The sequence below is a fragment of the Candidatus Planktophila sp. genome, from assembly GCA_030681675.1.
In the GTDB taxonomy this organism is placed as follows: Bacteria; Actinomycetota; Actinomycetes; order Nanopelagicales; family Nanopelagicaceae; genus Planktophila.
The window spans coordinates 151,350-176,241 of sequence record JAUXRP010000015.1 but is presented as its reverse complement, the minus strand read 5'-3'; the positions used below and the strand labels follow the sequence as shown (position 1 = coordinate 176,241).

At 43.8% G+C, this 24,892-nt stretch carries 23 protein-coding genes; 9 read left to right on the top strand and 14 right to left on the bottom strand.

Features of this window, described 5'->3' with window-relative positions:
* Positions 1–37 precede the first annotated feature (37 nt).
* Positions 38–724: a hypothetical protein gene (locus Q8K48_04465; GenBank protein MDP1851651.1), complete on the bottom strand. Its 687-nt coding sequence runs from the start codon at positions 722–724 to the stop codon at positions 38–40.
* Positions 725–981: 257 nt separating this feature from the next.
* On the opposite strand from Q8K48_04465, the gene Q8K48_04460 reads away from it, so the two are divergent.
* A complete protein-coding gene (locus Q8K48_04460) occupies positions 982–2,484 on the top strand; it encodes a TldD/PmbA family protein (protein ID MDP1851650.1) in 1,503 nt (500 codons plus the stop codon).
* Positions 2,481–3,863 carry a metallopeptidase TldD-related protein gene (locus Q8K48_04455; protein ID MDP1851649.1) on the top strand — a complete coding sequence of 461 codons (1,383 nt, stop codon included), beginning with the start codon at positions 2,481–2,483 and terminating at the stop codon, positions 3,861–3,863. The genes Q8K48_04460 and Q8K48_04455 overlap by 4 nt, the downstream gene beginning before the upstream one ends.
* A 20-nt stretch (positions 3,864–3,883) precedes the next feature.
* Here Q8K48_04455 and Q8K48_04450 read toward each other — a convergent pair whose 3' ends face one another.
* Positions 3,884–4,729, bottom strand: a complete 846-nt coding sequence (locus Q8K48_04450) for an undecaprenyl-diphosphate phosphatase (protein ID MDP1851648.1) — start codon at positions 4,727–4,729, stop codon at positions 3,884–3,886.
* A 222-nt stretch (positions 4,730–4,951) separates the two neighbouring features.
* Here Q8K48_04450 and Q8K48_04445 point away from each other — a divergent pair, with 222 nt between their 5' ends.
* Positions 4,952–5,482, top strand: a complete 531-nt coding sequence (locus Q8K48_04445) for a Rieske (2Fe-2S) protein (GenBank protein MDP1851647.1) — start codon at positions 4,952–4,954, stop codon at positions 5,480–5,482.
* A gap of 40 nt (positions 5,483–5,522) precedes the next feature.
* Here the strand turns inward: Q8K48_04445 and Q8K48_04440 are convergent, their stop codons facing one another.
* Positions 5,523–6,023, bottom strand: coding sequence for a GNAT family N-acetyltransferase (locus Q8K48_04440; protein MDP1851646.1), 501 nt, complete (start codon positions 6,021–6,023; stop codon positions 5,523–5,525).
* Positions 6,024–6,097: 74 nt separating this feature from the next.
* Between Q8K48_04440 and Q8K48_04435 the strand changes: the two genes are divergently transcribed.
* Positions 6,098–6,838, top strand: a complete 741-nt coding sequence (locus Q8K48_04435; GenBank protein MDP1851645.1) for a DNA alkylation repair protein — start codon at positions 6,098–6,100, stop codon at positions 6,836–6,838.
* Between the two features lie 18 nt (positions 6,839–6,856).
* Here the strand turns inward: Q8K48_04435 and Q8K48_04430 are convergent, their stop codons facing one another.
* The 3 genes from Q8K48_04430 to Q8K48_04420 are packed head-to-tail and all read right to left on the bottom strand — an operon-like array spanning position 6,857 to position 10,132.
* On the bottom strand, positions 6,857–7,501 hold the full coding sequence (locus Q8K48_04430; protein ID MDP1851644.1) for a response regulator transcription factor: 645 nt from the start codon (positions 7,499–7,501) through the stop codon (positions 6,857–6,859).
* A complete protein-coding gene (locus Q8K48_04425) occupies positions 7,492–8,841 on the bottom strand; it encodes a sensor histidine kinase (protein ID MDP1851643.1) in 1,350 nt (449 codons plus the stop codon). The genes Q8K48_04430 and Q8K48_04425 overlap by 10 nt, the downstream gene beginning before the upstream one ends.
* Before the next feature lie 55 nt (positions 8,842–8,896).
* Positions 8,897–10,132, bottom strand: coding sequence for an MFS transporter (locus Q8K48_04420; GenBank protein MDP1851642.1), 1,236 nt, complete (start codon positions 10,130–10,132; stop codon positions 8,897–8,899).
* Positions 10,133–10,272: 140 nt separating this feature from the next.
* Between Q8K48_04420 and Q8K48_04415 the strand changes: the two genes are divergently transcribed.
* Genes Q8K48_04415 through Q8K48_04405 form a run of 3 tightly spaced genes read left to right on the top strand, consistent with a single transcriptional unit; the run spans position 10,273 to position 15,302 of the window.
* A complete protein-coding gene (locus tag Q8K48_04415) occupies positions 10,273–11,415 on the top strand; it encodes a hypothetical protein (GenBank protein MDP1851641.1) in 1,143 nt (380 codons plus the stop codon).
* On the top strand, positions 11,412–12,806 hold the full coding sequence (locus tag Q8K48_04410) for a 4Fe-4S binding protein (GenBank protein MDP1851640.1): 1,395 nt from the start codon (positions 11,412–11,414) through the stop codon (positions 12,804–12,806). The genes Q8K48_04415 and Q8K48_04410 overlap by 4 nt, the downstream gene beginning before the upstream one ends.
* A gap of 24 nt (positions 12,807–12,830) precedes the next feature.
* Positions 12,831–15,302, top strand: a complete 2,472-nt coding sequence (locus Q8K48_04405; GenBank protein MDP1851639.1) for a heavy metal translocating P-type ATPase — start codon at positions 12,831–12,833, stop codon at positions 15,300–15,302.
* Here the strand turns inward: Q8K48_04405 and Q8K48_04400 are convergent.
* The 3 genes from Q8K48_04400 to Q8K48_04390 are packed head-to-tail and all read right to left on the bottom strand — an operon-like array spanning position 15,299 to position 17,463.
* Positions 15,299–16,414: a HAMP domain-containing sensor histidine kinase gene (locus tag Q8K48_04400; GenBank protein ID MDP1851638.1), complete on the bottom strand. Its 1,116-nt coding sequence runs from the start codon at positions 16,412–16,414 to the stop codon at positions 15,299–15,301. The genes Q8K48_04405 and Q8K48_04400 overlap by 4 nt on opposite strands.
* Positions 16,411–17,118 carry a response regulator transcription factor gene (locus Q8K48_04395; GenBank protein MDP1851637.1) on the bottom strand — a complete coding sequence of 236 codons (708 nt, stop codon included), beginning with the start codon at positions 17,116–17,118 and terminating at the stop codon, positions 16,411–16,413. The genes Q8K48_04400 and Q8K48_04395 overlap by 4 nt, the downstream gene beginning before the upstream one ends.
* A gap of 39 nt (positions 17,119–17,157) precedes the next feature.
* Positions 17,158–17,463: a hypothetical protein gene (locus Q8K48_04390; protein MDP1851636.1), complete on the bottom strand. Its 306-nt coding sequence runs from the start codon at positions 17,461–17,463 to the stop codon at positions 17,158–17,160.
* Between the two features lie 104 nt (positions 17,464–17,567).
* On the opposite strand from Q8K48_04390, the gene Q8K48_04385 reads away from it, so the two are divergent.
* Positions 17,568–19,031, top strand: coding sequence for a multicopper oxidase family protein (locus tag Q8K48_04385; GenBank protein ID MDP1851635.1), 1,464 nt, complete (start codon positions 17,568–17,570; stop codon positions 19,029–19,031).
* A gap of 93 nt (positions 19,032–19,124) precedes the next feature.
* Here Q8K48_04385 and Q8K48_04380 read toward each other — a convergent pair whose 3' ends face one another.
* Both Q8K48_04380 and Q8K48_04375 read right to left on the bottom strand, forming a co-directional pair.
* Complete coding sequence (locus tag Q8K48_04380) at positions 19,125–19,313, bottom strand: GDCCVxC domain-containing (seleno)protein (GenBank protein MDP1851634.1); 189 nt, start codon at positions 19,311–19,313, stop codon at positions 19,125–19,127.
* 94 nt (positions 19,314–19,407) lie between these two features.
* Positions 19,408–19,890: a hypothetical protein gene (locus Q8K48_04375; GenBank protein ID MDP1851633.1), complete on the bottom strand. Its 483-nt coding sequence runs from the start codon at positions 19,888–19,890 to the stop codon at positions 19,408–19,410.
* Between the two features lie 203 nt (positions 19,891–20,093).
* On the opposite strand from Q8K48_04375, the gene Q8K48_04370 reads away from it, so the two are divergent.
* Positions 20,094–21,365, top strand: a complete 1,272-nt coding sequence (locus tag Q8K48_04370) for a hypothetical protein (protein MDP1851632.1) — start codon at positions 20,094–20,096, stop codon at positions 21,363–21,365.
* Positions 21,366–21,535: 170 nt separating this feature from the next.
* Here the strand turns inward: Q8K48_04370 and Q8K48_04365 are convergent, their stop codons facing one another.
* From Q8K48_04365 to Q8K48_04355, 3 genes are all read right to left on the bottom strand, one after another.
* Positions 21,536–22,132, bottom strand: a complete 597-nt coding sequence (locus tag Q8K48_04365) for a class D sortase (GenBank protein ID MDP1851631.1) — start codon at positions 22,130–22,132, stop codon at positions 21,536–21,538.
* A gap of 21 nt (positions 22,133–22,153) precedes the next feature.
* Positions 22,154–23,041 (bottom strand): ice-binding family protein, encoded by an 888-nt coding sequence (locus Q8K48_04360; protein MDP1851630.1) that lies wholly within the window; start codon positions 23,039–23,041, stop codon positions 22,154–22,156.
* Positions 23,042–23,391: 350 nt separating this feature from the next.
* Positions 23,392–24,717: an ice-binding family protein gene (locus Q8K48_04355; GenBank protein ID MDP1851629.1), complete on the bottom strand. Its 1,326-nt coding sequence runs from the start codon at positions 24,715–24,717 to the stop codon at positions 23,392–23,394.
* Positions 24,718–24,892: the final 175 nt, after the last annotated feature.

Genomic DNA, 24,892 nt, shown 5'->3' with positions numbered 1-24,892 from the left:
GCTCCTTCTATCGTTTATTTCGCGTGGGTTATAAAAATTATTTGGTGACAATATTTCCTGCAATTGTGAACTTAAAGGCATTGATCTCCTTAGCGCCAGCTGTTGTTGATTTGATGCTAAATGAACCACCAGTAACTTTTAGTGTTCCTGTCGCGCCGGCATATTTACCTGTACCGCCGTTAATAATTGCATTGCCTGTAAAAGTGATAGTGGTGGGTGCATCTGCATCTTCAGCACATGCTTTAGCCGATGAATCAAATGTGACCTTCAAAGTATTTCCGCCACCACTTAATGTGCCAGAACCATTGAAATTATCGCACTGATTTGCTGGGGCAGATGATCCAGTTCCCGCCAGATCAGTAAGTCCTAGAACATTTCCAGTTCCTGTACCATCCACGGAAGTGGCTTGTACGAAACTATCTCCCCAGAGAAGACTAATCTTTCCACTGTATGTTCCTGAGAATGCAATGGTTTCTACAGTAGTAGGTGCGGTTGAAGTTGGCTTGACTGTTGGCTTGACTGTTGGCTTTACAACTGGTTTTTTAATTGTAAATCCTTTAGGGCACTTTGGTTTGACTGCAGTAACTTTCTTTACAATCTTTCCTTTGTAGCATGTGATTGTTTTTGTGGCAGCATTTGCAGTGGGTGTAACAACTGTAATTGCTGTTAGCGCCATCAGTGCAACCAAAATCCTTGCGAATTTCGATTTTTGTGTTGATTTCATTGTAAATCCCCATCTCTCCCTGAAGTCATACCGTTTGCTTACATGCGAATCCTTTCAGTCTGGCTATTTGTAAAGTAAGGAATCCTGAGGGGTACCCCTAACGCTTGTATTACCTCAATCACGTTCGTAGGCTCAACTATTCCCTGTGTCACATTTGCCCCACTCTTGCCACTTATTCACCTCAAATTTGTCGAGAATTCAAAAGTTACTTGCTAGAAATACGCTCACAATCGCCCTAGGGGGCTTAGGGTTCTAGGGTGAATAAAACCGTAGATGCAGATTTCTTAGCCCTTCCACTTTCGAAGGTTACCGATGCAGCGATCAGCACGGCCAAAGACGCCGGCGCCTCACATGTTGATGTTCGAATCGAGCGTACTCGAACTGGCCTGCTTTCTTTACGCGATGCAAAACCTGAAACGCAGAGCGATGAGACTATTGCAGGCCTAGGTGTTCGGGTAATTGTTAATGGCGCGTGGGGTTTTGCATCATCACCTGAAATAACTGTCGAAGTTGCGAAAAAATTAGCTTCAACTGCGGTGGCAATGGCCAAAACATCGAAACCACTGTCGACTGAATTTGTTTCACTTGTAACCGAACCTGTCTATGCCAATCAAATGTGGGTATCTGATTATGAGATAGATCCATTTACAATTTCAGATTCTGAGAAAAAGGACCGGCTTGCACATTTGAGTAATGAGTTACTAAGAAGTGAGATTGTAAATCACACATCGGCTCATTCTATGTATGTCAAAGAACAGAAACACTATGCCGACTCTTACGGAACTAGTACGACTCAACAGAGAGTTCGCATCCAGACTCAGATTGAAGCAATTTCAATCGGTGCACACGGTTTTGAATCTATGCGTACATTGGCTCAACCTGCAGGCTTTGGTTGGGAGTGGATGGGAAATAAGCATTGGAACTGGGATGCAGAAATTGCGGAGCTTCCAACTTTATTGGCCGAAAAGGTTGTTGCGCCTTCAGTTGAAGCTGGTCGATATGACATCTTGGTTCATCCTTCTAATCTCTGGTTAACAATTCATGAATCGATTGGTCATGCAACTGAGTTAGATCGTGCAATTGGATATGAGGCCAACTATGCAGGCACATCTTTTGCTACGCCAGATAAGTTAAATTCTTTAAAGTACGGTTCATCTCTCATGAACGTTACTGGAGATCGCAACACTGCACATGGCTTGAGTACCGTTGGCTTTGATGATGAAGGCGTCGCAGCACAAAAGTGGGAGCTCATAAAAGACGGAGTATTGGTTGGTTACCAGCTCGATCGTCGCATAGCTGCCCGTGTTGATCGCGATCGCAGTAACGGTTGTGCCTTTGCTGACTCCCCCGCACATGTGCCTATTCAACGAATGCCCAATGTCTCATTAGCTGCTAACCCAACTGGACCAACTTACGATGAGATGGTTTCATCGATGGAGGATGGGATAATTATTAAAGGTGATAAGTCGTGGTCGATTGATATGCAGCGTTATAACTTCCAATTTACCGGTCAGCAGTTCCATCGAGTTAAAAATGGTGAAATCGTTGGCCAATTGAAAGACGTGGCTTATCAGGCGACAACAACAGATTTCTGGGGCTCAATGAAAGTCGTTGGTGGCCCATCGACCTACGTTCTTGGCGGTGCTTTCAACTGCGGAAAGGCCCAACCTGGACAAGTTGCTGCCGTGAGTCATGGCTGTCCGGCGGCGATTTTCGACAAAGTAAATATTCTTAACACCGTAGCGGAGGCTGGCAAATGATTTCTGCGCAAGATTTAATTGAAAAAATTACATCGGCTGCCACGTGTGATGACTGCATCGTTGTGATTAAGGATAAAACTCAAGCAAATTTACGGTGGGCGGGTAGCACTTTAACAACTAATGGAGTGATACAAGAGCGCAATGTCACCGTAATTGCATTTGTTGCAACCGAGGGAGGAATGGCCTCTGGTGGCGTATCGCGAACGGATGTTGGCCTTGGCGATGTTGCACCGTTACTAGCTGAAGCAGTTGCTGCGGCTAAAGCTTCTGGTAAGGCCGAAGACTTCGCGCCGTTAGCTACGAATGTAGCCATTGGTGATTGGAGTACACCCCATACTCCAACTGGCCCTGAAGTTTTTTCTACTTTTGCACCTGCACTTGGTGATATGTTTTCACGATCAGTTGCCGATGCAATTGAACTCTTTGGATATGCCGAGCACACTCATGAAACTACATGGATAGGTTCAAAGGGTGGACTGCGCTTGCGCAAAGACACGCCAATTGGCCGAGTAGAGATGACTGGAAAATCGCACGCACGTTCACGTTCAACCTGGAACGGTGTTGAAACCCGTGATTTTAAGGATGTTTCTGTGGCTTCAATCGATGCTCAAATTCGTCAACGTTTAACATGGCAGGGCACCAGAGTTGATCTACCTGCAGGTCGCTATGACACCGTGCTTCCTTCGGGATCGGTCGCTGATTTATTTATATACATGATGTGGGTATCGGCAGCCCGTGATGCACATGAAGGTCAATCGGTATTTTCCAAAAAAGGTGGCGGTACCCGTGTCGGGGAGAAACTGTCGAATGTTGGTTTCCAGTTCTTTAGCGATCCCGATTACAAAGCCCTGCCGGCGGCTAACTTCGTTGCGACATCGGTTAGCTCTCCATTTTCCTCAGTCTTTGATAATGGCCAACCGATAAAGCGCGTTGATTGGTTCAAAGATGGAGTGTTGCAGGCGTTAATTCAGACACGTGCAACAGCGGAGTTAACAAAATTAGATTTCACACCTATTGGCGAGAATGCAATTATCAGCGTCGATTCAGGCGCAGGCGGGTTAGAGGATTTAGTAAAGAAGGTTGACAACGGTCTGTTGCTAACCACTTTCTGGTACATCCGCATGGTTGATCCAAACTCTCTACTGCTCACTGGACTCACCCGAGATGGTGTTTATCATGTGAAAGGTGGCGAAGTAGTTGGTGCTACCAATAACTTCCGCTGGAATGACTCTCCAGTTTCTGCCCTCAACCGAATACTTCATGCAGGTGCAACTGAATGGACTCAGCCTCGCGAATGGGCTGGCGATATGGGAAATATGGCAGTTCCACCTTTAGTGATTAAAGATTTCAATATGTCTACTGTGAGCCCAGGAAGTTAAAGCTCTCTACATAGAGAGAGCTATGGGTTAATCACTCCAGTTGATAGGAGCAACAAAAGAGTTGACCCCAAAACAACACGGTAAATTATAAATGGCAAAAAACTCCTTGTTGTAACGAATTTCAGTAACCAGGCAATAACTGCATAACCAACTACGAAAGCAACGCTGGTTGCAATAAATGTTTGAGAAAGTGAGTAGACCTGAGTTCCAGCGTCCTCGCCCAGCGCACCTTTAAGTTCATATAAGCCACTTCCAAAAACCGCTGGTATCGCTAATAAAAAAGAGTATCGAAGTGCTGCTTCGCGGTTGTAGCCCAAGAACCGTCCCATTGCAATTGTTGCACCTGATCGTGAAACCCCTGGAATCAGAGCAAGTGATTGAGCCAAACCATACAAAATACCGTGTGAAAAATTTAAATCCTTAAGCTCACGATTATTTTTTCCGTAATGATCTGCCAACCCAAGTACGATGCCAAAAACGATTAAGACAGTGGCTATCAACCAGAGTGAACGAAGTTCAGTTGTAATAATATCTTGACCTACGTATCCAAGAATAGCTATTGGAAGCGAACCGATAATTATTAACCAGCCCATACGAGCCTGTGGTGTTTCGTCTGCAGATAGTGTAACGCGAAAGACGTTTTGTCGAAACCAAGCAACAATGATCTTTTTGATATCATTCCTAAAGAAAATAAGTACAGCTAATTCAGTTCCTATTTGTGTGATCGCAGTAAATCGCGCGCCGGGATCCTGGGCATTTGAAAAAAACTCTCCAGCAATTCTTTGGTGAGCACTTGATGAGATCGGTAAGAATTCGGTGAGGCCTTGCAACATCCCTAAGAAAATCGATTCAAACAGTGAAACCATCTTCTCTCCTTATCGATCGAGTTCCAATACTAACTTCCACCAGCCTTGTACAAGTCAGAAAGAGCACAGCGCCTATACAGAGTCGCAGAGATTCTTTTCAGACATTGGTCAATGTTGGCTTTCTCATAGGAGGGCTGGCCTTAGGCATTTAGGTAGAAACGAGAGCATGAAAGTACTATGGTGTGAATCATGAACTTGATGCGACGCAGTATCTTGGCGCTAATGTCAGCATCACTCCTGTCGGTATTTGGACAAAACGCACAAGCAATGGTCGGGCCAACAATCAAGTGTACGAAGGTTGGCCAAAAGGTTATTTTTCGTGGATACATTTATAGCTGCGTTAAATCAAAGGGTAAACTAACCTGGAAGCGTGGTGCTAAGGTTGTAAAGCCAGCGGCTGGCGAATTGAAAACTTCAACCGTGATTACATTTGTGGCTAAAAGCGATGAAATTATTGAGGGCGAGATTAAAATTGTAATGGTGCAGCCAGACCTGGTTGCCAGTTTTCCAGTCTCAGTTGTGCGAATTAATGGTGCGGTAATAGTGCTTAGCGCAATTTGCACCCATAAAGGTTGCATTGTTGATGCGGATCAGGGTCGGCTGGTTTGTCCGTGCCATAACGCAGCCTTTAATGCCATCAATGGCAATGCAACCCGTCAACCTCATGCGGGGCATGCATTGAAACCATTACCTAAATTTATTGCCAATGAAGATGCAGGATCTATCTATATTAAACACACCATTAGTTCATAGCTGAATTCGGCACTGCCTGAGACTATTCTTTAATACATTCTCACTTAGCAACACTATCCCTGACCATATGAATGTAAAAACGGCCAGGTTGACGTTGACTAGCCTGCCTTTCTCCGACTTCGTTAAATCCAATCGATTTGTATGCTGCAATCGCACCGTCATTATCAGTCCACACACCTAAACCTTGTCGTGTCCAGTCTTTAATGAGAGCTTGCTCATCAAGGAAATCAAACATTGCTCTCAGTGCACCTTGTCCTCGATATTGAGGATCACTCCAACACCCACCAATCCAGCATGTTGCGCCGTGATCACCGGTTAAAACCTCTACCGACATTATTGCGATATCTTTTTGACCCATTGAGACAATAAGAAAATCAAGGCTATTGAATTTGGCTTCCCATTCGCCCTGTGTCATCTGCGCTTCGACCTTAAAAGTGCCGCCAAAAGCATCTGGGCTATCCTTCAAAGAGTTTAAGCGAATTTCACGTAACCTCTGCCATTGATTTGGTTCAAGCAGTTCAACTCTCAATTTCAAACTCATAGGTGAATTCTGCCGTATAGATAGTCATTGCCGTGCAAAGAAATTTAATAATATCCCCGTTATACACTTGGCTCGTGGGTGAGGATTTCAATCAGGTGATTACGGCACGTAGAGCAATTACTGAATTGCGTGCATTGGGCAAGCCCGCGAGGGTTCAGGCTTTACAGAGTTTCTATAAAACAGCACCTGGTGAATATGGAGAGGGGGATGTTTTCTTAGGGTTATCCGTGCCTCAAAGTCGATCAATCGCGAAGGCTTTCCGTGCAATGGAGTTGTCTGAAATTGAGAAACTATTGGCCTCAAAATTCCATGAAGTCCGCCTCTGTGGATTAATAATTCTTACGAATCAATTCAAAGCAAGTAAAGAAGTGAAAAAGAAGAGAGAGCTTTTTAACTTCTACGTGAAACAGTTGAAATTGGGGCGGGTGAATAGTTGGGATTTGGTTGATGTCAGCGCTCCAACAATTGGCGAATATCTTCTGGAAATTGAAAATCCGCGACCCACGTTAATTAAACTGGCAAAAAGTAGATCTCTGTGGGAGCGTCGATCGGCAATACTATTTACTTTCCCCTTCATTCGAGCGGGTTATTTTGCTCCGACACTTGAAATCTCTGAACTACTACTGAAAGACGAGCATGATCTCATTCATAAAGCATCGGGGTGGATGATTCGCGAGCTAGGAAAAAGAAATCCCTCTTTGCTTCGAAGTTTTCTCAGCGAACATGTTGTAGAAATGCCTCGAACAATGTTGCGTTATAGCATCGAAAAACTTCCCGAAACTGAGCGTCAGAAATGGCTTAAAAAGATTAAGTAGAGTTTTCACTTTACGAAATCATCGGTTCAGATATCTAATCGCTGCCAATACTCTTCGATGGTTGTTTTCTTCATTAATTAATCCAAGTTTGCTTAAAATATTGGATATGTGTTTTTCAACTGCTCCTTCAGTGATAAAGATTGTTGTAGATATTCCTACATTTGATTTACCTTGTGCCATAAGCGCTAGGATTTCTCTTTCTCGAACGGTCAAGGATTGTAGAGCTAAGTCCTTGGCACTATGCATGAGAGAACTCACAACTTCGGGATCTAGGACGGTTCCTCCATTAGCTATTTCATCAAGGGATGTCATGAATTCATTGATGTTTGTTACTCTGTCTTTTAAAAGATAGCCGACACCGGATTGATCATCATCTAATAAAAGTGATGCATAAAAAGATTCAATATATTGCGACAAAATGAGGACTGGGATCTTTGGAGATATCTTAGTTCGAACTTCTATTGCCGCACGAAGCCCGTCATCTGTGTGGGTCGGGGGCATACGTATATCTACAATCATGAGGTCGGGGTGAAGTTCTTTAGCGGTTTTTAGTATTTCGCGAGCATCACTGATTTCTGCTACGACTTCGTGACCCCGTTCCAAAAGCAAACGCACGATTCCTTCTCGAAGAAGCGCGACATCTTCGGCAATAACTATTCGCATGGCACAATAATCTTGATTTTTGTAGGCCCACCCTCTGGACTCATGAGGATGAACTCACCTCCAAGAGAATCGGTGCGATCTTTCATGTTTTTAAGTCCGGTGCCATTCGACTCTTTCGCCCCGCCTCGACCATTGTCCACAATATCCAACGTAATAAGTTTCCCATTACTCTTAATATCTATAGACATCGAGCTCGCTTTAGCATGGCGGCCGACATTGGTCATTGCTTCAGAACAGATTAAATACAGAGCAGATTCAATTTCTGCCGAAGGTCGTTCAATTTCGGCGTTGATACTAACCGTGAACTTTTGCTGAGCTCCTAAAGAGTTCAGAGCCGCTGCCAGACCACCCTTTTCCAATAACGCTGGCCTTAAACCCTTTACAAGATTTCGAATCTCCTGCATGGCATGTGATGTCTGCAATGCCGCCCGTTCTAACGTCTCTGCTAACTCTTTATCCTCAGCTTTCTCAGCTAACTGCCGAGCACGATCGATTTCCATTCCTGAGATGGTGAGCCTTGCTTGCACTCCATCATGTAAATCACGCTCAATTCTGTTTCGATCTTGAGATCCAACATTGACCGCTGTCTTTCTGCGTCGATCTGAACTGTAGAAGATTTCAGCTATTGAGCGTGCACTTAAAAACCTGACCACTAACTCTTTTTGCCATTTGGCAATCACTGGGACCAGAGCAACTGCAGCAACAATTAATAGTATAGAAAGAAAGAGGTAAAGTGGTGATGAGTAAGTCCAATTAAAACTTCCATCGATTGGTCCCTCTTGTATATCAAAACCCAAAAAGTGTGCTTGAAAATTCTTTGAATCAAGGTTGATATTGAGATCTCCGCTAAAACTACCCTGGTTAAGATGGAACGTTCCGCTCGTTGGATTCAAAATAATCACTCCTACTACGACCAATACACCGGCAACTGCAGTGAGGGCTAGGAGAGCAACAACTAACCCCAAAATTGAAAGACCAAAAGCCAAAAAGACATAGGCAACTGCCAGCCAGCTACGTGCCGAAGTTGCTCGCTCTTTAGCGCCCTCCCACGAGAAGAATTTCTCCTTGAACCATGAATCATGTGAAGGCTCAATACCGCTCTTTAGTAGCCAGTTAGTTCTCTTAACCTCAAAGCGCGCTAAAAACTCCATCGCTGTGAGCAAGACCAAAATCACCAGTACCGCCAGGGGAATGAAGCCTCCTGTCGATAAGGCTGTAGTCACGATAAGAAATAGGGCTAAGAGAATGGGGAAACTTGAGAGGATGTAAATTAACTCTCGGAGCCTTCGAGAAACGAACTGGTATGCACGCTTAAAATAGTGTTTTTCATCTGTTTTCATGGGTTAAGCATCCCTTGAAACTCTAGGTGCTTCCAAGGGTGCTAGCAGGTGTTTCTCACGTGACTGGATGCAGTTTTTTGACATAGGCAAAGAATGGAATAGGAATCAATACTCCGATCACCATTAATACGACCCACAGCTGCTCGAGATTGGCACCAATGAGGATTCCAGCCATAGCAGGGCCAACTATCCCTGATAACCCCCATTGCAGAGAGATTAAAGCGCTGGCGCGGCCACGAATGTGTTCGGGAGTCAACTCTTGAAGCAGAGCTGGACTAGTGGGCGCATGAACCATTTCTCCGAAAGCAAAAATAAGTTGACTCACACATAGAGCAATTCCTCCAACAAAGAGAGGAACATATGGCGAGATTCCTACGGCAAGCCAAGAGAGCGCCCAAATTATTCCAACCGACATAAGTGCTGAGTATTTTGAGTATTTTTCGAGAACTCTAAGTACAAATGGTTGGAATATAACGATTGAGATTGTATTGACGCCGAAAATTACACCTAGCCATTTAGGTGAGAGACCAAGATATTGGGTTGCATAAATTGGAATTCCAGATTGAAGTGGTCCATAACCAAAAGTCAAGAGAATTACTCCAGCAAAAGTAAGGATAGTCAGATCTTTTCTGGAAAATATTTCACGATAACTTCCACTTTTAGGTTCATGGTCCTTCGCAATATATTTACCTGCATGCGGGGTCTTAAGCCCTAGAATAATTAGGAAATACAAAAGATAAGTGAGTGAGTCCACCCAATACATAAGCTGGAATGAGATAACAGAGCTTTCTTTAATAATCAGAGATGAAAGCAGACCTCCAATACCAAGGCCTAAATTAAGAAACATAAAATTAAAGCCAAATATTTTTGCGCGATCTGTCTCTGGTGTTACGCGCGTTAAAATAACCATTTGGGCGGGCCAAATACATTGACCTCCAAGAGAAAAAAGCGTCATTGAAATTATTGCTTGGCTATGAGTTGTGACCTCTGAAAATGAGAGCGCCGCATATGAAGCGATTAACAGACCCGGAATAAGTACTTTTTTTGGACCGATTCGATCGACTAGGGCACCTAATGGTCCTGTGCCGATAATCCCCGTAAAGGCACCCCAAGCCATCAGTAATCCGCCGAAAGTAGTTGTAAAGCCCCGAATATCGTGAAGATAGACCATTAAGAGCGAAAGCGTCATGCCTCCCCCTATAGCGTTCAAAGAGATTCCTAGAATTATGCGGCGAGAATGGGGATTGAGAATTGAAGTGAACTCTTTAAAAGGAGTGAACTTGATGGGCATCACCCAAGTCTAACTTGCTGAATCAGTGGCAGGCTGAGCAATAACTTTCCGAAATCTTTATAGAAACAACATCAAATTCACGCGCTCGCTAGCGAGAATTAGCCCATGGAAGCGATGTACAGGTCTCAAAAGGGAGAGAGATGAAGCGAAAAGCCTTAGTAACAGCCGTAATTGTGAGTTTAATAGTTGTGGTTGGTGTGAGCATCCAATTGAACCGAACGGCCAAAGACACAGGCGCATTACATGGATCCGATGCGCCTGCCGTCCTGGTGGGAGGTGATTTGCACACATTGACGATTAACAATAGCGAGATGATAATTTCAGGCCACGAGAGCACTGCAATCTCGAATGATTCCGGAAAAAGTTGGACGGCTATTAATGCGCTAAACAACGCCGACATCATGGCATGGGCAACGAGCTCATCAATGGTGCTAGCCGGTGGACACGATGGCTTGTACTCATTGCTACCAAATGAGAATACATTTATGAGAACCGATTTTTATAAAGAGCTGAGCGATGTTCATGCACTTGGAGCCTCTGGAGAGTACGTCTATTTAGCTACCCCTGAGTTCGGAGTTTTTGCCTCCTCAGATGGTGGACGTAGTTGGGAGGCACGCAATTCTCAGATTGGTAAGGGATTTATGGGAAGCATGTTGGTCGATCCCAAGAATCCCATGCGAGTTTTAGCACCCGATATGCAGATGGGTCTTTTGCAGAGTCTTGACGGTGGCACAACCTGGGAAACTTTAGGCGGTCCTTTAGGCTCTATGGCTATCGCTTGGAACCCAGTAAACACAAATGAAATCACAGTTATTGGAATGGGCGAGAGTGGAACAACTTTTGATGCGGGTAAGACGTGGCGTGAAATCTCGCTGCCCGACGGGGCGGCCGTTGTGGCTTACTCCTCTGATGGAAACTCCCTCTTCACCGGAGTTTTAACTGAACCACCTTACGCGCAAGTTTTCAAAAGCACTGATAGTGGAGGGAGCTGGTCAACAGAGATAATTTCTTCATCTACTAATGATTTAGGTCTAGGTGATGCGCACACAGAGGAAGCAGATGCGCACACAGAGGAAGCAATGGATCCAGAAATGCCAGGAATGGATCATTCAAACCCACAAGTTGACGAAACTGATGCAGATCGTCCCCTAAAGGCAACATTAGGCACATTCGGAGTTGCTACATCAATAGTTCTTTCTGGAGCGCTAATACTCAGACGAAGAGATAACAACCAGCGCAAGAACAAAATTGAAGCGAGGAAAGGCCGTGGTGAATCACTATGAAAGTAATCGAGACGTCACAAGAGATAGAGGATCAGGGAATTGAACCAAAGGGATTTGATTTACTAACAATTCCTCCAGTAAAAGCAATGTTGAAGAGCAAATATTTCCCGAAAATATTTCAAATCCCCGTAGCCGCAGTATTTGGTCTCATTGGATATCAACTCCTGGCTGGTCCAAGTAGTGCCCACGATAATCCAGGCACTGCCTTAATGTGGGTTTTGTGGTGGCCGCTAATACCAATAGTTTTTCTTTTTCTGGGTAGGTTTTGGTGTGCAATCTGCCCATTTGCGACGTTATCTGATTTTGTACAAAAGTTAGTTGGGGTAAATCGTCCAGTTCCAGTATTTCTAAAAAAATATGGAATTTGGCTCATCGATGCAATGTTTATCATAATTACTTGGGCCGACCATGTCTTTGGAATTGTCGCTTCTCCTTGGGGTTCAGGAATTCTCTTACTTCTCATCACTTTCGCGGTTATTGTTTCAGGGGCATTCTTTCAACGACGAACCTTCTGTCGTTACCTTTGCTTTCTAGGTGGCCTCTCAGGTAACTACGCGCGAACAGGTATGATCTCGCTCCGAGCAAATACCGACATCTGCCAAACCTGTGCATCTAAAGCCGCTTGTTTTAATGGGACGGATAAAGCACCAGCCTGTCCCCTCTTTATGTTTCCTCGAACAATGGATTCAAATGCAAACTGCACGTTGTGCGCAAACTGCATTAAAAACTGTCCAAATGACGCAATTACTTTAACGCTTCGCCCACCTACAAAAGAGCTTTGGTTTATTCGAAACCCAAAGATTGAAGAGTCATTTCTTGCTATGGCAATTATGGGAATTGTGCTCATTCAAAACATCACAATGCTTGAAATTTGGGAGAAAATCTTAAATAGAGTTGAAAGCTTTACTGGGATAACTAATACAGCATTAATCTTTACCGCTGTATTCGCTATTGGCGTCATGTCTCCCGTTCTACTTCTCTCGCTCAGTTCGAAAATAGCAGCGCGACGAAATACGGAGAACTGGGTCAAAAATTTCGCGCGCTTTGGATACGCCTTGATTCCTCTAGATATAGCCGGGCATGTTGCACATAACCTCTTCCATCTTCTTGCAGAAGGAAAATCAATCTATTACTCAGTGGCATCAATGTTTGGGAGCCAGGCATCAGGTTCAGCTGCACTTGTTGGAAATGGAACAATTCAAATTCTGCAGTTTGTAATCCTAGCTTTAGGGTTATGGGGCTCGCTATATACCGCCTACCGAATCACTAAACGTCGTTACAGTGCAGCTAAAGTCCGTACAGCAACTCTTGCGCCTTTTGCAGTTTTGATTTGCGTACTAACAGCACTAAATGTTGTGCTATTTCTACTGCCTATGGCCCATCGCGTATAGAATAACCAATCACGAGAGGTAAATATGAGCTCTTCCGATCTTGCAGTAATCTCAATAAGTAGTGCCCTGCTACTCTTCATTGCTTGGTTTTTCTTTGGTCCACGTCGCATCACTCAAACTAAAGAGAGCGAATCAGAACAAAGCATTCTCATAACACTCAAAGGTGGATATTCACCTGACACTATTGAGGCAATTTTGGGTGTTCCATTACACATTACATTTGACCGTCAAGAGTCCGGCTCCTGTACTGAAAAGGTTGTTTTTTCAGACTTTGGTATTGTTGCCGATTTACCCGCCTTCAAAAGCACTGTTGTGACTTTAATCCCTAATAAAGAGGGCGTTTTTGATTTTGCGTGTGGAATGAATATGGTGCACGGAAAACTAATAGTAAAATCTGGGAGACACTCGGTTCCCGCTGATTTGGAAAATAAGAGTTTAAATACCATTGAAATCCAAGAGCTGGAACATCCAAAGGATTCGAATGTTGAAATAAACGATAATTCTATTGAGAGATTAACTGAAATTCGCGGGCTCAGGCGCCGAGTACTTGCAGGTTCAATTTTAACATTGCCAATATTACTGGCTATTACTGGAAATGCCATTGGAATTTGGACTCCCGCATTTCTCGTCAATCATTGGACACAATTCATTTTGATTACACCAGTGATGTTCATTGTTGGGGCTCCAATTCACAGAATTGGGTGGCTCACTCTCCGCCATCGTACGGCGGAAATGAACACACTTATAACCATTGGAACTAGCGCAGCCTATGCATTTAGCACTTTTGTAACATTTGCTCCAAACCTATTACCAGCGAATATGAGAGACGTTTACTTTGAAGCTGTCGGAGTAATTATTACTCTCATTCTTTTGGGTCGTTATTTAGAGGAAAAAGCAAAGGCTGGGACTGGAGAGGCGATTCGACTTCTGCTAAATCTTCAACCACAAACAGCCCGTGTAATTCGAAGTGGTGTTGAAGTCGAGCTTGCTATAGATTCAGTAGTCGAAGGTGATGAGATCCTTGTGCGGCCAGGAGAGAAAATTCCAGTGGATGGAAAAATTATTTCTGGTCACTCATCGGTTGATGAATCTATGGTTACCGGTGAGTCAATACCAGTTGAAAAAATATTGGGAAACTCCGTTATTGGAGCAACCATTAATGGAACAGGAGCATTGCATATTCGCGCGACGAGAGTCGGTTCAAATTCTGTCCTCTCGCAGATAATTGGTCTGGTCCGCGCAGCTCAAGCGTCAAAAGCGCCAATTCAACGCTTGGTTGACTCAATTAGTTCAGTGTTTGTGCCTCTCGTAATTGCAACATCAATAGTTGTGTTTGCCATTTGGTATGTAGTTGGCCCTAGGCCAACATTTACTAGCGCTCTCATTGCTGCGGTTTCCGTATTAATTATTGCCTGCCCTTGCGCCTTAGGGTTAGCGACACCATTATCAGTAATGATTGGAACAGGCAAAGGCGCAACTTCTGGAATTCTCATTAGATCAGCTAAAGCACTTGAAACGTCTCTGAAAATATCAGCGATAATTCTCGATAAAACGGGAACAATAACTTATGGGAAGCCGGTTTTGACAGATGTAATCGTCTTAAGCGGATTTAACGAGACTGAAGTTTTATCCCTTGTTGCAAGTGCCGAATTTCAGAGTGAACATCCTCTTTCCACCGCCATTGTCCATACAGCACGCGAACGGGGACTTACATTTTCAGCTGTAACGGATTTCCAATCTATAACAGGTCAAGGTATACGAATCAAGATTGGAATCGATGAAATCCTGATCGGTAACCAGTTACTACTGACTTCAAACTCAGTAGAAGTTAAAGAATTGTTAAAATTCTCCGACCAACTTTCGCGAGAAGGTAAGACTGCAATGCTAGTCGCGGTTAACGGTATTGCCGCTGGAGTTTTGGGAGTGGCAGATGTGGTTCGGCCGACAAGTTATGCATCAATTGCAGCTTTGCACCGTCTTGGTATTCGAACTCTCATGATAACGGGTGATAATCAACTTACGGCAAATGCAATCGGTGCACAGATTGGAATCACTGAAACCGATATTCGAGCACAAGTACTTCCAGCAGGCAAAGTTGATGCGGTCATTGAGTTACAAAAACTTGGGCTCTCGGTGGCTATGGTCGGTGATGGAATTAATGACGCGCCTGCTCTTGCGCAAGCCAATGTTGGCTTCGCAGTTTCTTCTGGAACTGATGTCGCCATTGAAGCCGCCGACATAACTCTCATGTCTGGTTCGATTCAAGGCGTCGTCACGGCTATAGCACTGAGTCGAGAGACAATGAAGAACATTAAGCAGAATCTCTTTTTTGCTCTTATTTATAATGGCATTGGAATTCCAGTGGCTGCAGGAGTTTTTTATCCCTTCTTTGGATTAAGACTTAGTCCAATGATTGCAGCCGCAGCCATGGCGCTAAGTTCTCTTTCAGTGGTACTTAATGCGAATCGACTCCGTGGATGGAAACCGGTGAGCTAAGAGATTATCTGTGTAAGTATCGGCAATGAGAGTGTAAATGTTGACCCTAAATCACGACCTTCGCTCATCGCAGTTAGTTCGCCACCATGGCTCTGGGCAATACTTCGCGCAATTGTTAAACCTAAACCTGATCCAGAGTCACCGGAGTGTCTAGCGGCATCGCCTCGATAGAGGCGATCGAAAATATGGGGCAACTGATGTTCTTCAATTCCCTGTCCAGAATCAACGACGGTAAAAAGAACTCGGTCAGTAGTTCTTACTACAGTGAGTTCAATTTTTCCTCCGATTGGCGTGTATCGCAGGGCATTTTCTACAAGATTGGATAGCACTTGCCCAATTCTTTGAGGATCAACATATATTTGAGGTAAATCCGGCTCTATTTCCAACTCAAAATTGATTCCCTTTCGTCCAATTCGTGGATTCCAGGCCGCGTATGCCGCCCTGGCCATATCGCCTGGATTAGCTGCGCTGCTCATTGTGCTAAGGAGCTTCTCAGAATTTTGGGTTACTTCGCGAACATCGTGTGAGAGCCTATTAACTCTCTCCAGTTGATCACGAATCGTTTTCCATGTGCGCGCATCAGGCTGTATTACTGAATCTTCAATTCCATCGACGATAGCGAGAACAGTGGATATCGGAGTTCGCAACTCATGCGCTAAATCACTCAACAGTCGTGACTGTTCTTGCCTGCTTAACGCCAAATCTACTGACATTCCTGCCAAGGCTTCAGTTAAACGATTGAGTTCGGGAATTGAGTTTTCAATGGGTGCTTGAGCATCTAAATCACCTGAAGCCAAGATTTCAGCAAAATCGGTCACTTCCTTTATTGGTTTAACGATTCTCACCATGAAATACCAAGCTAATCCACCCGAAATAACTATTGAAGAAAAAGCGGCGATAAGTAAGGATGCGTTAAAGGAGCTGATATAGGCCTCCAACACATGCGTACGTGCATTTGCCGACACCACACCAGCATCATGAAGGTGCTCATTAAATATTGAGGGAGCAACAGCGAGGGCGGTAACTACAAGAATTAAGCCGTTGACGATAATAAGAAAAGATTGTCCCACCAACATTTGAGTCATGACACTCTTCTTTTTAGAGGCACTCACCCTAAATCCATTCCATAACCAACTCCACGAATTGTTCTAATTGCAGATTCACTTGCCCCTGCATCGACAAGTTTCTTGCGCAGATGGCCAATATGGACATCCACAACGTGGATTTCACCATACCATTCGCCCCCCCAGACCGATTCAAGCAGAGCGCGGCGTGAGAAAACAGATTTTGGACTTTCCATCATAATTTCAAGGAGATCGAATTCGGTTTTTGTTAAATCGACAAGAAGATTTTTGCACGTTACGGTACGCGAATTTGAATCAAGTGTAATGTCTCCGAAGTAAATCTCACTGGAAGAAGATTCCGCAGCATCAACCGATCCCTGTGCGCGCGGTCTACGCAGGATTGCCTTGGAGCGAGCAATTAATTCTCGTGGTGAAACAGGTTTCACCACATAATCATCAGCGCCAACTGCAAAGCCGACAATTTTATCTATCTCTTCTTCTCGAGCGGTCAGCATGAGAATATATGCATCTGAAAAAGTACGTACCTGTCGGCACACTTCAATGCCATCAAAGCCTGGCAACATCAAATCCAAAATTATGAGATCCGGTAGCCCAACACGTGCTTTTTCTACGGCACTAGGTCCATCTACTGCACTATCAACTAGATAGCCTTCTCGCTCAAAATAACTGATGACGACAGCTGCAAGTTCGATTTCATCGTCAACTACCAGAACCCGTAGGGCATCACTCACGACCAGCCATCCTCAACTCCACCTATAGTAGAGCTAAGGTTACTGGATTTTATCTGAATCTATTGAGTGGCCATCAATTAATCGTCGAGCTTTAGCGTATTCACTTGCATCAATTTCACCTGCCGCGAATCGCCGATCCAAAATCTGGCGTGGTGTCTCTTTACTCCCGCTTGCCTTATCTCTTTGCGTAAGTCGAGTAACAAACCAGATTCCAAGCCCAATAATAATGACCCAGAAAAACCACATGAATACCATCCAACTGCCGTTCATTCCACCTTGATCATACCAATCCATCATTTTGAGACCTCCATTGCTTTGTGATTGAAGAGTACGCTTTGAAAGCATAGAAATACCCTTATAAATCCTAAAGATTGAGTAAAGAATTTTTCTTTATCGAAACTTCACAAAAAATTTGCCCTTCCTTTGAGAGTTTTGGGAAGAATGTCCTTATGAATCAAATTAGCAGAAGAGCACTCCTCACTGGAATTGTTGGCGCTGGACTAGCCACTGGCCTTGCTGGCTGTGGCGTCGGGGAAACTAAAAAATATTTGGGAGCATCCTCAGTCCAATTTAGAGAAGACTCGCTCATCAAAAGCGGAAAAGTCAAAGCATTTGACTTAACGGCACAACTAAATGAAATTGACCTTGGTGGTGTAAATGCTAAAACATGGACATACGGGGATTCATTTCCTGGCAAAATAATTAGAGCCAATGTAGGCGACCGAATTACAGTAAATTTTAATAACAAGCTTCCGAAACCTACAAGTGTCCACTGGCATGGACTGGCCATTCGAAATGATATGGATGGCGTCCCCGGTTTAACAACTCCAGAGGTATCGCCGGATGGAAAATTCAAATTCGACTTTACACTTCCCGATTCAGGAACCTATTGGTTTCATCCTCATAGTGGTTCTCAACTAGATAGAGGGCTGTATGCCCCCCTCATCATCGATGACCCAAATGAAAAGGTGAGATACGATCAAGAGTGGATTGTGATTTTAGATGACTGGAGTGATGGAGTTGGAAAAAGCCCTGACGAAATTCTTGCATCTCTTTTAGAAGGGACTGGAAATTCCTCAGGTATGGGTGGTATGGGCGGTATGGACCATGCTGGTGGAATGGATTCTGGTGATGTTACTTATCCTCTGTATTTAATAAATGGAAGACCAATTAATGATCCAGAGGTCTTTACTTCTAAGCCCGGGCAACGCATTCGAATTCGAATAATTAACGCCGCTGCCGATACTATTTTTAACGTTGCGATGTCCCAACACACCATGACCGTAACTCATACCGATGGTTTTCCTGTAAAGGGTTACCCAACTGCCTCACTTCAAATCGGCATGGGAGAGCGTTATGACGTAATAGTTACTTTGGGAAGGGGAGTATTTGCTTTTGTCGCCGATGCCGTTGGTAAATCAGCTATTGCCAGAGCACTCATTCGAACTAGTAGTGGCGCCGCCCCTACACAACTATTTAAGCCTGCCGAACTAAATTCAAAGCCACTAACCTCCGATATGTTGCAGGCTAGCGAGCAAGCAAAACTTCCATCTAAAAAACCTGATCGAACACAGGACCTAATATTAAGTGGAAGTATGAAGCCTTATCGATGGAGCATAAATGGTCGCACCTATGACAAAACGGAGGCCTTAGTAGTTCGGCTTAATGAAATGGGAACTCTAAAGATTAGAAATCGAACTATGATGGCGCATCCCATGCATTTACACGGCCATACTTTCCAATTAGGTTCGGCCGGTGGCAATGGAGCTCGTAAGGACACTGTTTTGATTCCACCTATGGGTGGAATAAACGTCGATTTTGCCGCAACTAATCCGGGCAACTGGATGATTCACTGCCATAACGCTTATCACGCTGAGGCAGGAATGATGACACGTTTAGAGTACATCCTCTAAAAAATTAATCGTTCGCTTCCAAGCAAGCTCTGCCGCTATCGAGTCATAAACAGATTCGTTGCCCCATTTTCGAGAATCCTCACTTCCTAACCGTTAATTTGTTTGTTTGGAGGGACATAATGCATCTGCATAGGAACAAAATACGCAACAGTCACCCGAGAGAGGTTTTAAAATCTCTTGGCATTTGGTGCAGGTATAGAAAAACTGGCAGGCATCAAGCGGCATTATTTCGCTTTTCTTATGACCGCACGTAGGGCAAGAAATAGTGGCTTCGAGAATCATTCTATTTAACGCCGAAGATATGGCAATAGCACCCGTATTGAGTAATGGGTAAAACCTGCTCGGAACTTCGACTGGTTACCATGTTAATTAGCCTCTATTCCCGTTCTGCCATTTCTTTAAGTCGAACCAAGGTTTTAGCAACTGCAATTTGTGTCCAAGGGTAGGCTTTTCTTGCTTTCAGCCAGAGCTGTGAAATTGAGGTAGTTCCATCAAATGATTCAGTAACTTCAGTTTGGGTGGGAGAAATTGCTTTAAGTTCATATCTCCATCGCCAACGTCCTAAGTGTCGCCATGCAATCAATCGATTCTCTTCGAACTCAACTACTTTGTTTAGGATTTTATAATTAATGCCAAGTTTCATGTGCATACCAAATTTCGAACCAAGCTCTAATCGCTCGGGACCGCTAAAATTACTTTGAATTGTTTTTGTACCATCAAAATCTACATGTCGTTTTGGATCCGTTAACAAATTGAATATCTTGCCAACTGGGGCATTAATGGTTATTCGGGCAGATTTAATTTTCGGATTTCCAGAATTGATAATTTCAGCTCTAACAGGATTAGGAGTGGAACTCATTCTATAATTCTATCCTTAAATCTCCATCTCGCTCTTTTTGTAAACTTAGCCCACACATTCATAAGTAAAGCTTTTAGTATGAGTGAAGGCACTCACAATAAAAGAATTTGGATAAATTTATTGGATACACATTACTACAAATACTCCGGCAGGCGTAGAGTCATGGGCGAAACCATATTGTGTGGTTCACTCTGGAGCACATCATGTTTACCAAACCAATTTCTTCAAGAGCCAAAAGTAAATCTCTCTTAATTTTGAGTTTAGCTCTCTCATTTACACTCACGGCTTCGCTGTCATTCGTACAAGCCTCGTCCGCAGATTCAGGATGGAGACTAATAAAAGAGAGTTGTGCCTGTAGTTTTGCAGCGATGACTCCCGATGGCTCAACAATTATAGGAGCCGAAGCGACTGGGTGGGTCGGCGGTGGTCGATTGCTGGTTTCTAGCGACCACGGAAACACATGGACTGTCCGAGAGACATTTAGATACTGGACCGGAGTTGCAATTTCCAATGATGGATCTCGAATGGTGGCAGTTGCACAAGATAGCCAAATAATGACTTCAGCTGATTCCGGAAAGACTTGGAACGCTCATGAGAGTAAACGGCCTTGGTCTGGCGTTGCAACTTCTGCAGACGGTTCAAAGTTAGTGGCAATTGTCGAACCTGGCCAAATCTTTACATCTTCTGATTCGGGAAACTCGTGGTCTGCTCATGCATCAACTTTATTTTGGCGCTCAGTTGCATCATCCAGTGACGGAACGAAATTAGTGGCGGTTACACGTGACAATCAAATCTATACATCTTCGGATTCTGGTAGTTCATGGATTGCAAGAGACCAAGTTCGGCTTTGGTATGCAGTTGCCTCAAATCCAACTGGTAATCTCTTAGCCGCCGTCACATATGCAAACCCTGGATATATATTTACATCTGTTGACTCAGGAGCAACCTGGGTTATGCGTGCACCAGAGTTAAACAAGTATTGGCAAGGTATTTCGATCTCGACTGATGGGAAATTTCTGATAGCCGGGGCATATAACGGAAATGTCTATAGTTCAAATGATTTTGGAGCTTCATGGTTTATAGATAGCCCGGTTACTAGCACTTACCAAGTACTAATTAGTGCTGATGGAGCAAAGAAGGTTGTAACTTCTCAAACTGGGATTTATACATTTGGAATGCCAGAGGCGGCTAAGCCACTTCCAAGTAGTTCATCTACCAAAAGTACTACTCCTGCCCCAACAAAAGAAGATTCAAATTCTGCGACTCCTAAGGGAACTGTGACGGCTAAGAAAATCACTTCTTCAATTTATATCTTAACAATAAATTCAAGTGCAAAAAACTTTCGATTTAAGGTGATTGCCACGAAGAAGGGTTCAAAAACTATTTCAATTGCTGGTAAAACATCCTTAACAGGGAATGCATCGATATCAGTCAAGAAAAATCTCGCTGGATATACCTTCAAACTTATTTTTTAGATTAAAGGCGGCCGCACAACTACAAATTATTCAGCATGCACGCGATCCATCCAGAATAGCTCGCAAGTGTGAGCATCGAGATCCTCGAATCCCGCCTAGCAATTGGCTTGTTAAGAATACTTAAAAACTTCTCTTCTAAATAAGCATCGCACAGATGCTTGGCCCAATTATTATGTTGAGGGAATTAACTTTGCGCTGACAATATATCTTTTAGGGGCATTACCAATATATGAAAATGGAAAACAGGTAGAGAGAGTCAAGGTTGCATCAGGGGTTGGAACAATTACGGTTCGATCATTTTTATCTACAATGCGAATTGCTGACACTTTATAAACAAAACTGCCTTCACGTACTCTTATTTTAATCAATTCGCCAAGTTTTACTTTACCTAACTCCGCAAAAACTGTGTCTCGGTGACCCGCTAATACAGAGTTGTCTGCGACTCCAGGCATCACACTTTTTACGTAATGCCCAACACCTTTATCCAGTTGTTTCGATTCTGTACCCTCAAAAATATTGAATGTTTTATTGATAGTGGGGATATTTATTGTGCCTAAAAAAGTTCCGGTAGTAACGCGTGATTTAACAGCTAACTCTTCGTTTGCTTCTTTTATCCAACTCAACTCGGCTGCATCAATGTAAGTTTTGCCAATTTCAGCCTTAGTGGATTGAATTTGATATCCAGCATATGCCGAGACCGCAACCCCTGCAGTTAATGAAATAACTGAAAGGGTTACGATCAATCGGGCATACTTTTTACGAGCCATCGGCGTAGGTTTATAGATTACTTATTTGACCCAGATTTTACGTGAAGTAAAACCAGCGCCACTTAGCAAAATTAATCCTCCACCAGCGAGTAATAGATTCCCCCATGGTGAAGACGTTGCTGGGAGTTCTCCACCCGTTGTTGTCTCATCCACAGGTGTTGGTGTTGGTGTTGGTGTTGGTGTCACAACTGGTGCAGCACAGGAGTTATTGACAATTGTAGTGCCTCCGAGAGTGACAGCGCCTGTAGTTCCAATCAGTTGACCATTCACTGTAGTACTTGTACCTGTGGTTACCGATGCAGAGGCGATTACATGTCCAACAATCGATGAACTAGTACCAAGTGTTGCAGAACTTCCGATCTGCCAAAAGACATTACAGGCTTGTGCGCCATTTGTTAGTAGAACGGAACTTGATGAACCAGTAATTAATGTCGATGCTGAACGAAATATAAATACCGCGGTCGAGTCGCCCAGTCCATCTAGTGTTAATACACCATTGATTGCAAGTGTTGGATTGTTATATGCACCAGGTGTAATCGTTCGACCTGCACCTAGTTCAACTCCAGTTACAGTTCCGCCACGACTTTCGGCCAAAGCTCCAGAGGCAGCCGTGAGTGCTGCAAGTGATGCTCCTCCAAGAACAGTTGATCCAGTTAAAGCGATGGTGCCAGATGGCGCAGTTGCATTACCCACGCCTATATTTCCTCCTGCGGTACCGGAAATTCCTGAAGCGGTAGCGCTTGTAATTCCTGCACTAGCTAGGACCGCATATGAAGAAGCTGTGCCCATATTCAAAGGTGTCTCTGCTGCACTTGCAGTGCCAGGAAAGAAGCCTACAAATAGAGCTGCAGTGAAACCTATGACAGCAAATATTTTAAATTTAGAAATTCTTGTTTGGGTATTGCTCATTTTTTTTCGATTCTAAGAATGATGCTTGATGCACGCGATGGCGCTGTAATTTTCATGATACACCAAAAAGCTGTCTATATGGTGTTTTCTAAGGTAATGCAAATTCTAAGCAGGTGCTTGAGTCTCAAAGTCACATATCCGCAAAGAAAGATACAAAAACTCATGAAAGATTCATATAATTGACACGGTATTCGCAATTTTAAGCCCTCTTAATTTACATTACTCGATGAATAAGTTTGATATCCAAGATATGCCACGACCGCAACCCTTGCAGTTAAAAAAATAACTGAAAGGGTTACGATCAAGCATTCCTTCTTTTTGCTAGGCATTACTTTGGATTGATAGATTGTTCACTTAACCCGGATCTTTCGTGAAGCAAAACCAATCCCGCTTAGCAAAATTAGCGCTCCTCCAATTAGCAATACATTTCCCAGAGGAGTTGAGGTTTTTGGAAGTTTTCCACCAGTAACAGTTTCAACAACTGGTGTTGGTGTTGGAGTCACCACTGGTGTTGGTGTTGGTGTTGGTGTTGGTGTTGGTGTTGGTGTTGGTGTCACAACAGGTGTTGGTGTTGGAGTTGGTGTCACGACTGGTGTAGGTGTAGGTGTTGGTGTAACTATTGGGACAATGACTGCAGGTTTAATGCAGTCAAAATACTGGAAAGCCATTACCGGTGCTCGACCATTAAAGATTCGAACGAAAAAGGATTTCTTGGAGGTCGGTGGAATTGTTATCACTACTTGCGAAGATGTCTGCGTCCATCGACTCGGAACGATATTTATGCCGTCAACACCAATGTTCGTAATTTTAGTTGGGAAGAATCCATTCACCAACACTTTGTATCCAGCAGTGGAGCAAATAATCGGTGTAACTGAAGTAATTTTTGAGTCCTGAGGTGGAACCGGTATCGGTACAAATACCGAAGTGCCCGATGAAGTTGGTGTTGGTGTTGGTGTTGGTGTTGTACAAGAGTTATTGACAATTGTTGTGCCGCCGAGTGAAACACCGCCTGTGGTTCCAATGAGTTGCCCATTAACTGTAGTGCTTGCACCAGTGCTTACCGATGCTGAGGCGATGACATGACCGACTATTGTTGAACTAGTTCCAAGTGTTGCCGAACTACCAATCTGCCAAAAGACATTACAGGCTTGTGCGCCATTTGTTAGTAAGACTGTACTCGATGCTCCAGTAGTTAAAGTTGAAGCCGCACGAAAAATGAAGACAGCAGAAGAGTTGCCCAGTCCATCTAATGTCAATGCGCCATTGATTTCAAGAGTCCCATTGGTATAAGCGCCAGGTGTGATCGTTCGACCTGCACCAAGTTCTACGCCGCTTACCGTTCCACCACGAGTATCTGCCAAAGCATTAGATGCTGCTGTGAGTGCAGTAATTGCTGCCCCACCAAGAATGGTCGCTCCAGTTCGAGTAATAGTTCCAGTTGGTGAGATTGCATCACCGGAACCTAAATCTCCTCCACCTGTTCCAGATATTCCGGATGGAGTAGAACTTGTAACTGCAGTTTTTGCTAACACCCCATACGTGGAAGCTGTGCCCATGTTTAATGCTGTCTCTGCGGCAAGTGCAGTGCCAGGGAAGAAGCCTGCAAATAGAGCTGCAATGAAACCGATTGCTGTAAATATTTTAAATTTAGAAATTTTTGTTTTGGTGTTGCTCATTTTTTTTCGTTTCTAAGAATGAATCTCGATGCACTCGATGGTGCTGTGATTTTCAGAATACATCTAAAAGCAATGTATATTGGGTTTTCACAGTACAAACAAAATCAATTAAAGTTCTTTATATTTAAAGTCACGTTTTCGCAAAGAAAGGTACTAAAGGCCATGAAGGATTCAT

Excerpts from the sequence above, each read along its gene's own strand:
- Q8K48_04440 (MDP1851646.1), bottom strand. The coding sequence starts at position 6,023 with ATGAGTTTGAAATTGAGAGTTGAACTGCTTGAACCAAATCAATGGCAG.
- Q8K48_04385 (MDP1851635.1), top strand. The coding sequence starts at position 17,568 with ATGAATCAAATTAGCAGAAGAGCACTCCTCACTGGAATTGTTGGCGCT.
- Q8K48_04380 (MDP1851634.1), bottom strand. The coding sequence starts at position 19,313 with ATGATTCTCGAAGCCACTATTTCTTGCCCTACGTGCGGTCATAAGAAA.
- Q8K48_04365 (MDP1851631.1), bottom strand. The coding sequence starts at position 22,132 with ATGGCTCGTAAAAAGTATGCCCGATTGATCGTAACCCTTTCAGTTATT.
- Q8K48_04425 (MDP1851643.1), bottom strand. The coding sequence starts at position 8,841 with ATGAAAACAGATGAAAAACACTATTTTAAGCGTGCATACCAGTTCGTT.
- Q8K48_04405 (MDP1851639.1), top strand. The coding sequence starts at position 12,831 with ATGAGCTCTTCCGATCTTGCAGTAATCTCAATAAGTAGTGCCCTGCTA.
- Q8K48_04465 (MDP1851651.1), bottom strand. The coding sequence starts at position 724 with ATGAAATCAACACAAAAATCGAAATTCGCAAGGATTTTGGTTGCACTG.
- Q8K48_04430 (MDP1851644.1), bottom strand. The coding sequence starts at position 7,501 with ATGCGAATAGTTATTGCCGAAGATGTCGCGCTTCTTCGAGAAGGAATC.
- Q8K48_04370 (MDP1851632.1), top strand. The coding sequence starts at position 20,094 with ATGTTTACCAAACCAATTTCTTCAAGAGCCAAAAGTAAATCTCTCTTA.
- Q8K48_04355 (MDP1851629.1), bottom strand. The coding sequence starts at position 24,717 with ATGAGCAACACCAAAACAAAAATTTCTAAATTTAAAATATTTACAGCA.
- Q8K48_04410 (MDP1851640.1), top strand. The coding sequence starts at position 11,412 with ATGAAAGTAATCGAGACGTCACAAGAGATAGAGGATCAGGGAATTGAA.
- Q8K48_04415 (MDP1851641.1), top strand. The coding sequence starts at position 10,273 with ATGAAGCGAAAAGCCTTAGTAACAGCCGTAATTGTGAGTTTAATAGTT.
- Q8K48_04450 (MDP1851648.1), bottom strand. The coding sequence starts at position 4,729 with ATGGTTTCACTGTTTGAATCGATTTTCTTAGGGATGTTGCAAGGCCTC.
- Q8K48_04390 (MDP1851636.1), bottom strand. The coding sequence starts at position 17,463 with ATGCTTTCAAAGCGTACTCTTCAATCACAAAGCAATGGAGGTCTCAAA.
- Q8K48_04445 (MDP1851647.1), top strand. The coding sequence starts at position 4,952 with ATGTCAGCATCACTCCTGTCGGTATTTGGACAAAACGCACAAGCAATG.
- Q8K48_04420 (MDP1851642.1), bottom strand. The coding sequence starts at position 10,132 with ATGCCCATCAAGTTCACTCCTTTTAAAGAGTTCACTTCAATTCTCAAT.
- Q8K48_04455 (MDP1851649.1), top strand. The coding sequence starts at position 2,481 with ATGATTTCTGCGCAAGATTTAATTGAAAAAATTACATCGGCTGCCACG.
- Q8K48_04360 (MDP1851630.1), bottom strand. The coding sequence starts at position 23,041 with ATGAGCAATACCCAAACAAGAATTTCTAAATTTAAAATATTTGCTGTC.
- Q8K48_04375 (MDP1851633.1), bottom strand. The coding sequence starts at position 19,890 with ATGAGTTCCACTCCTAATCCTGTTAGAGCTGAAATTATCAATTCTGGA.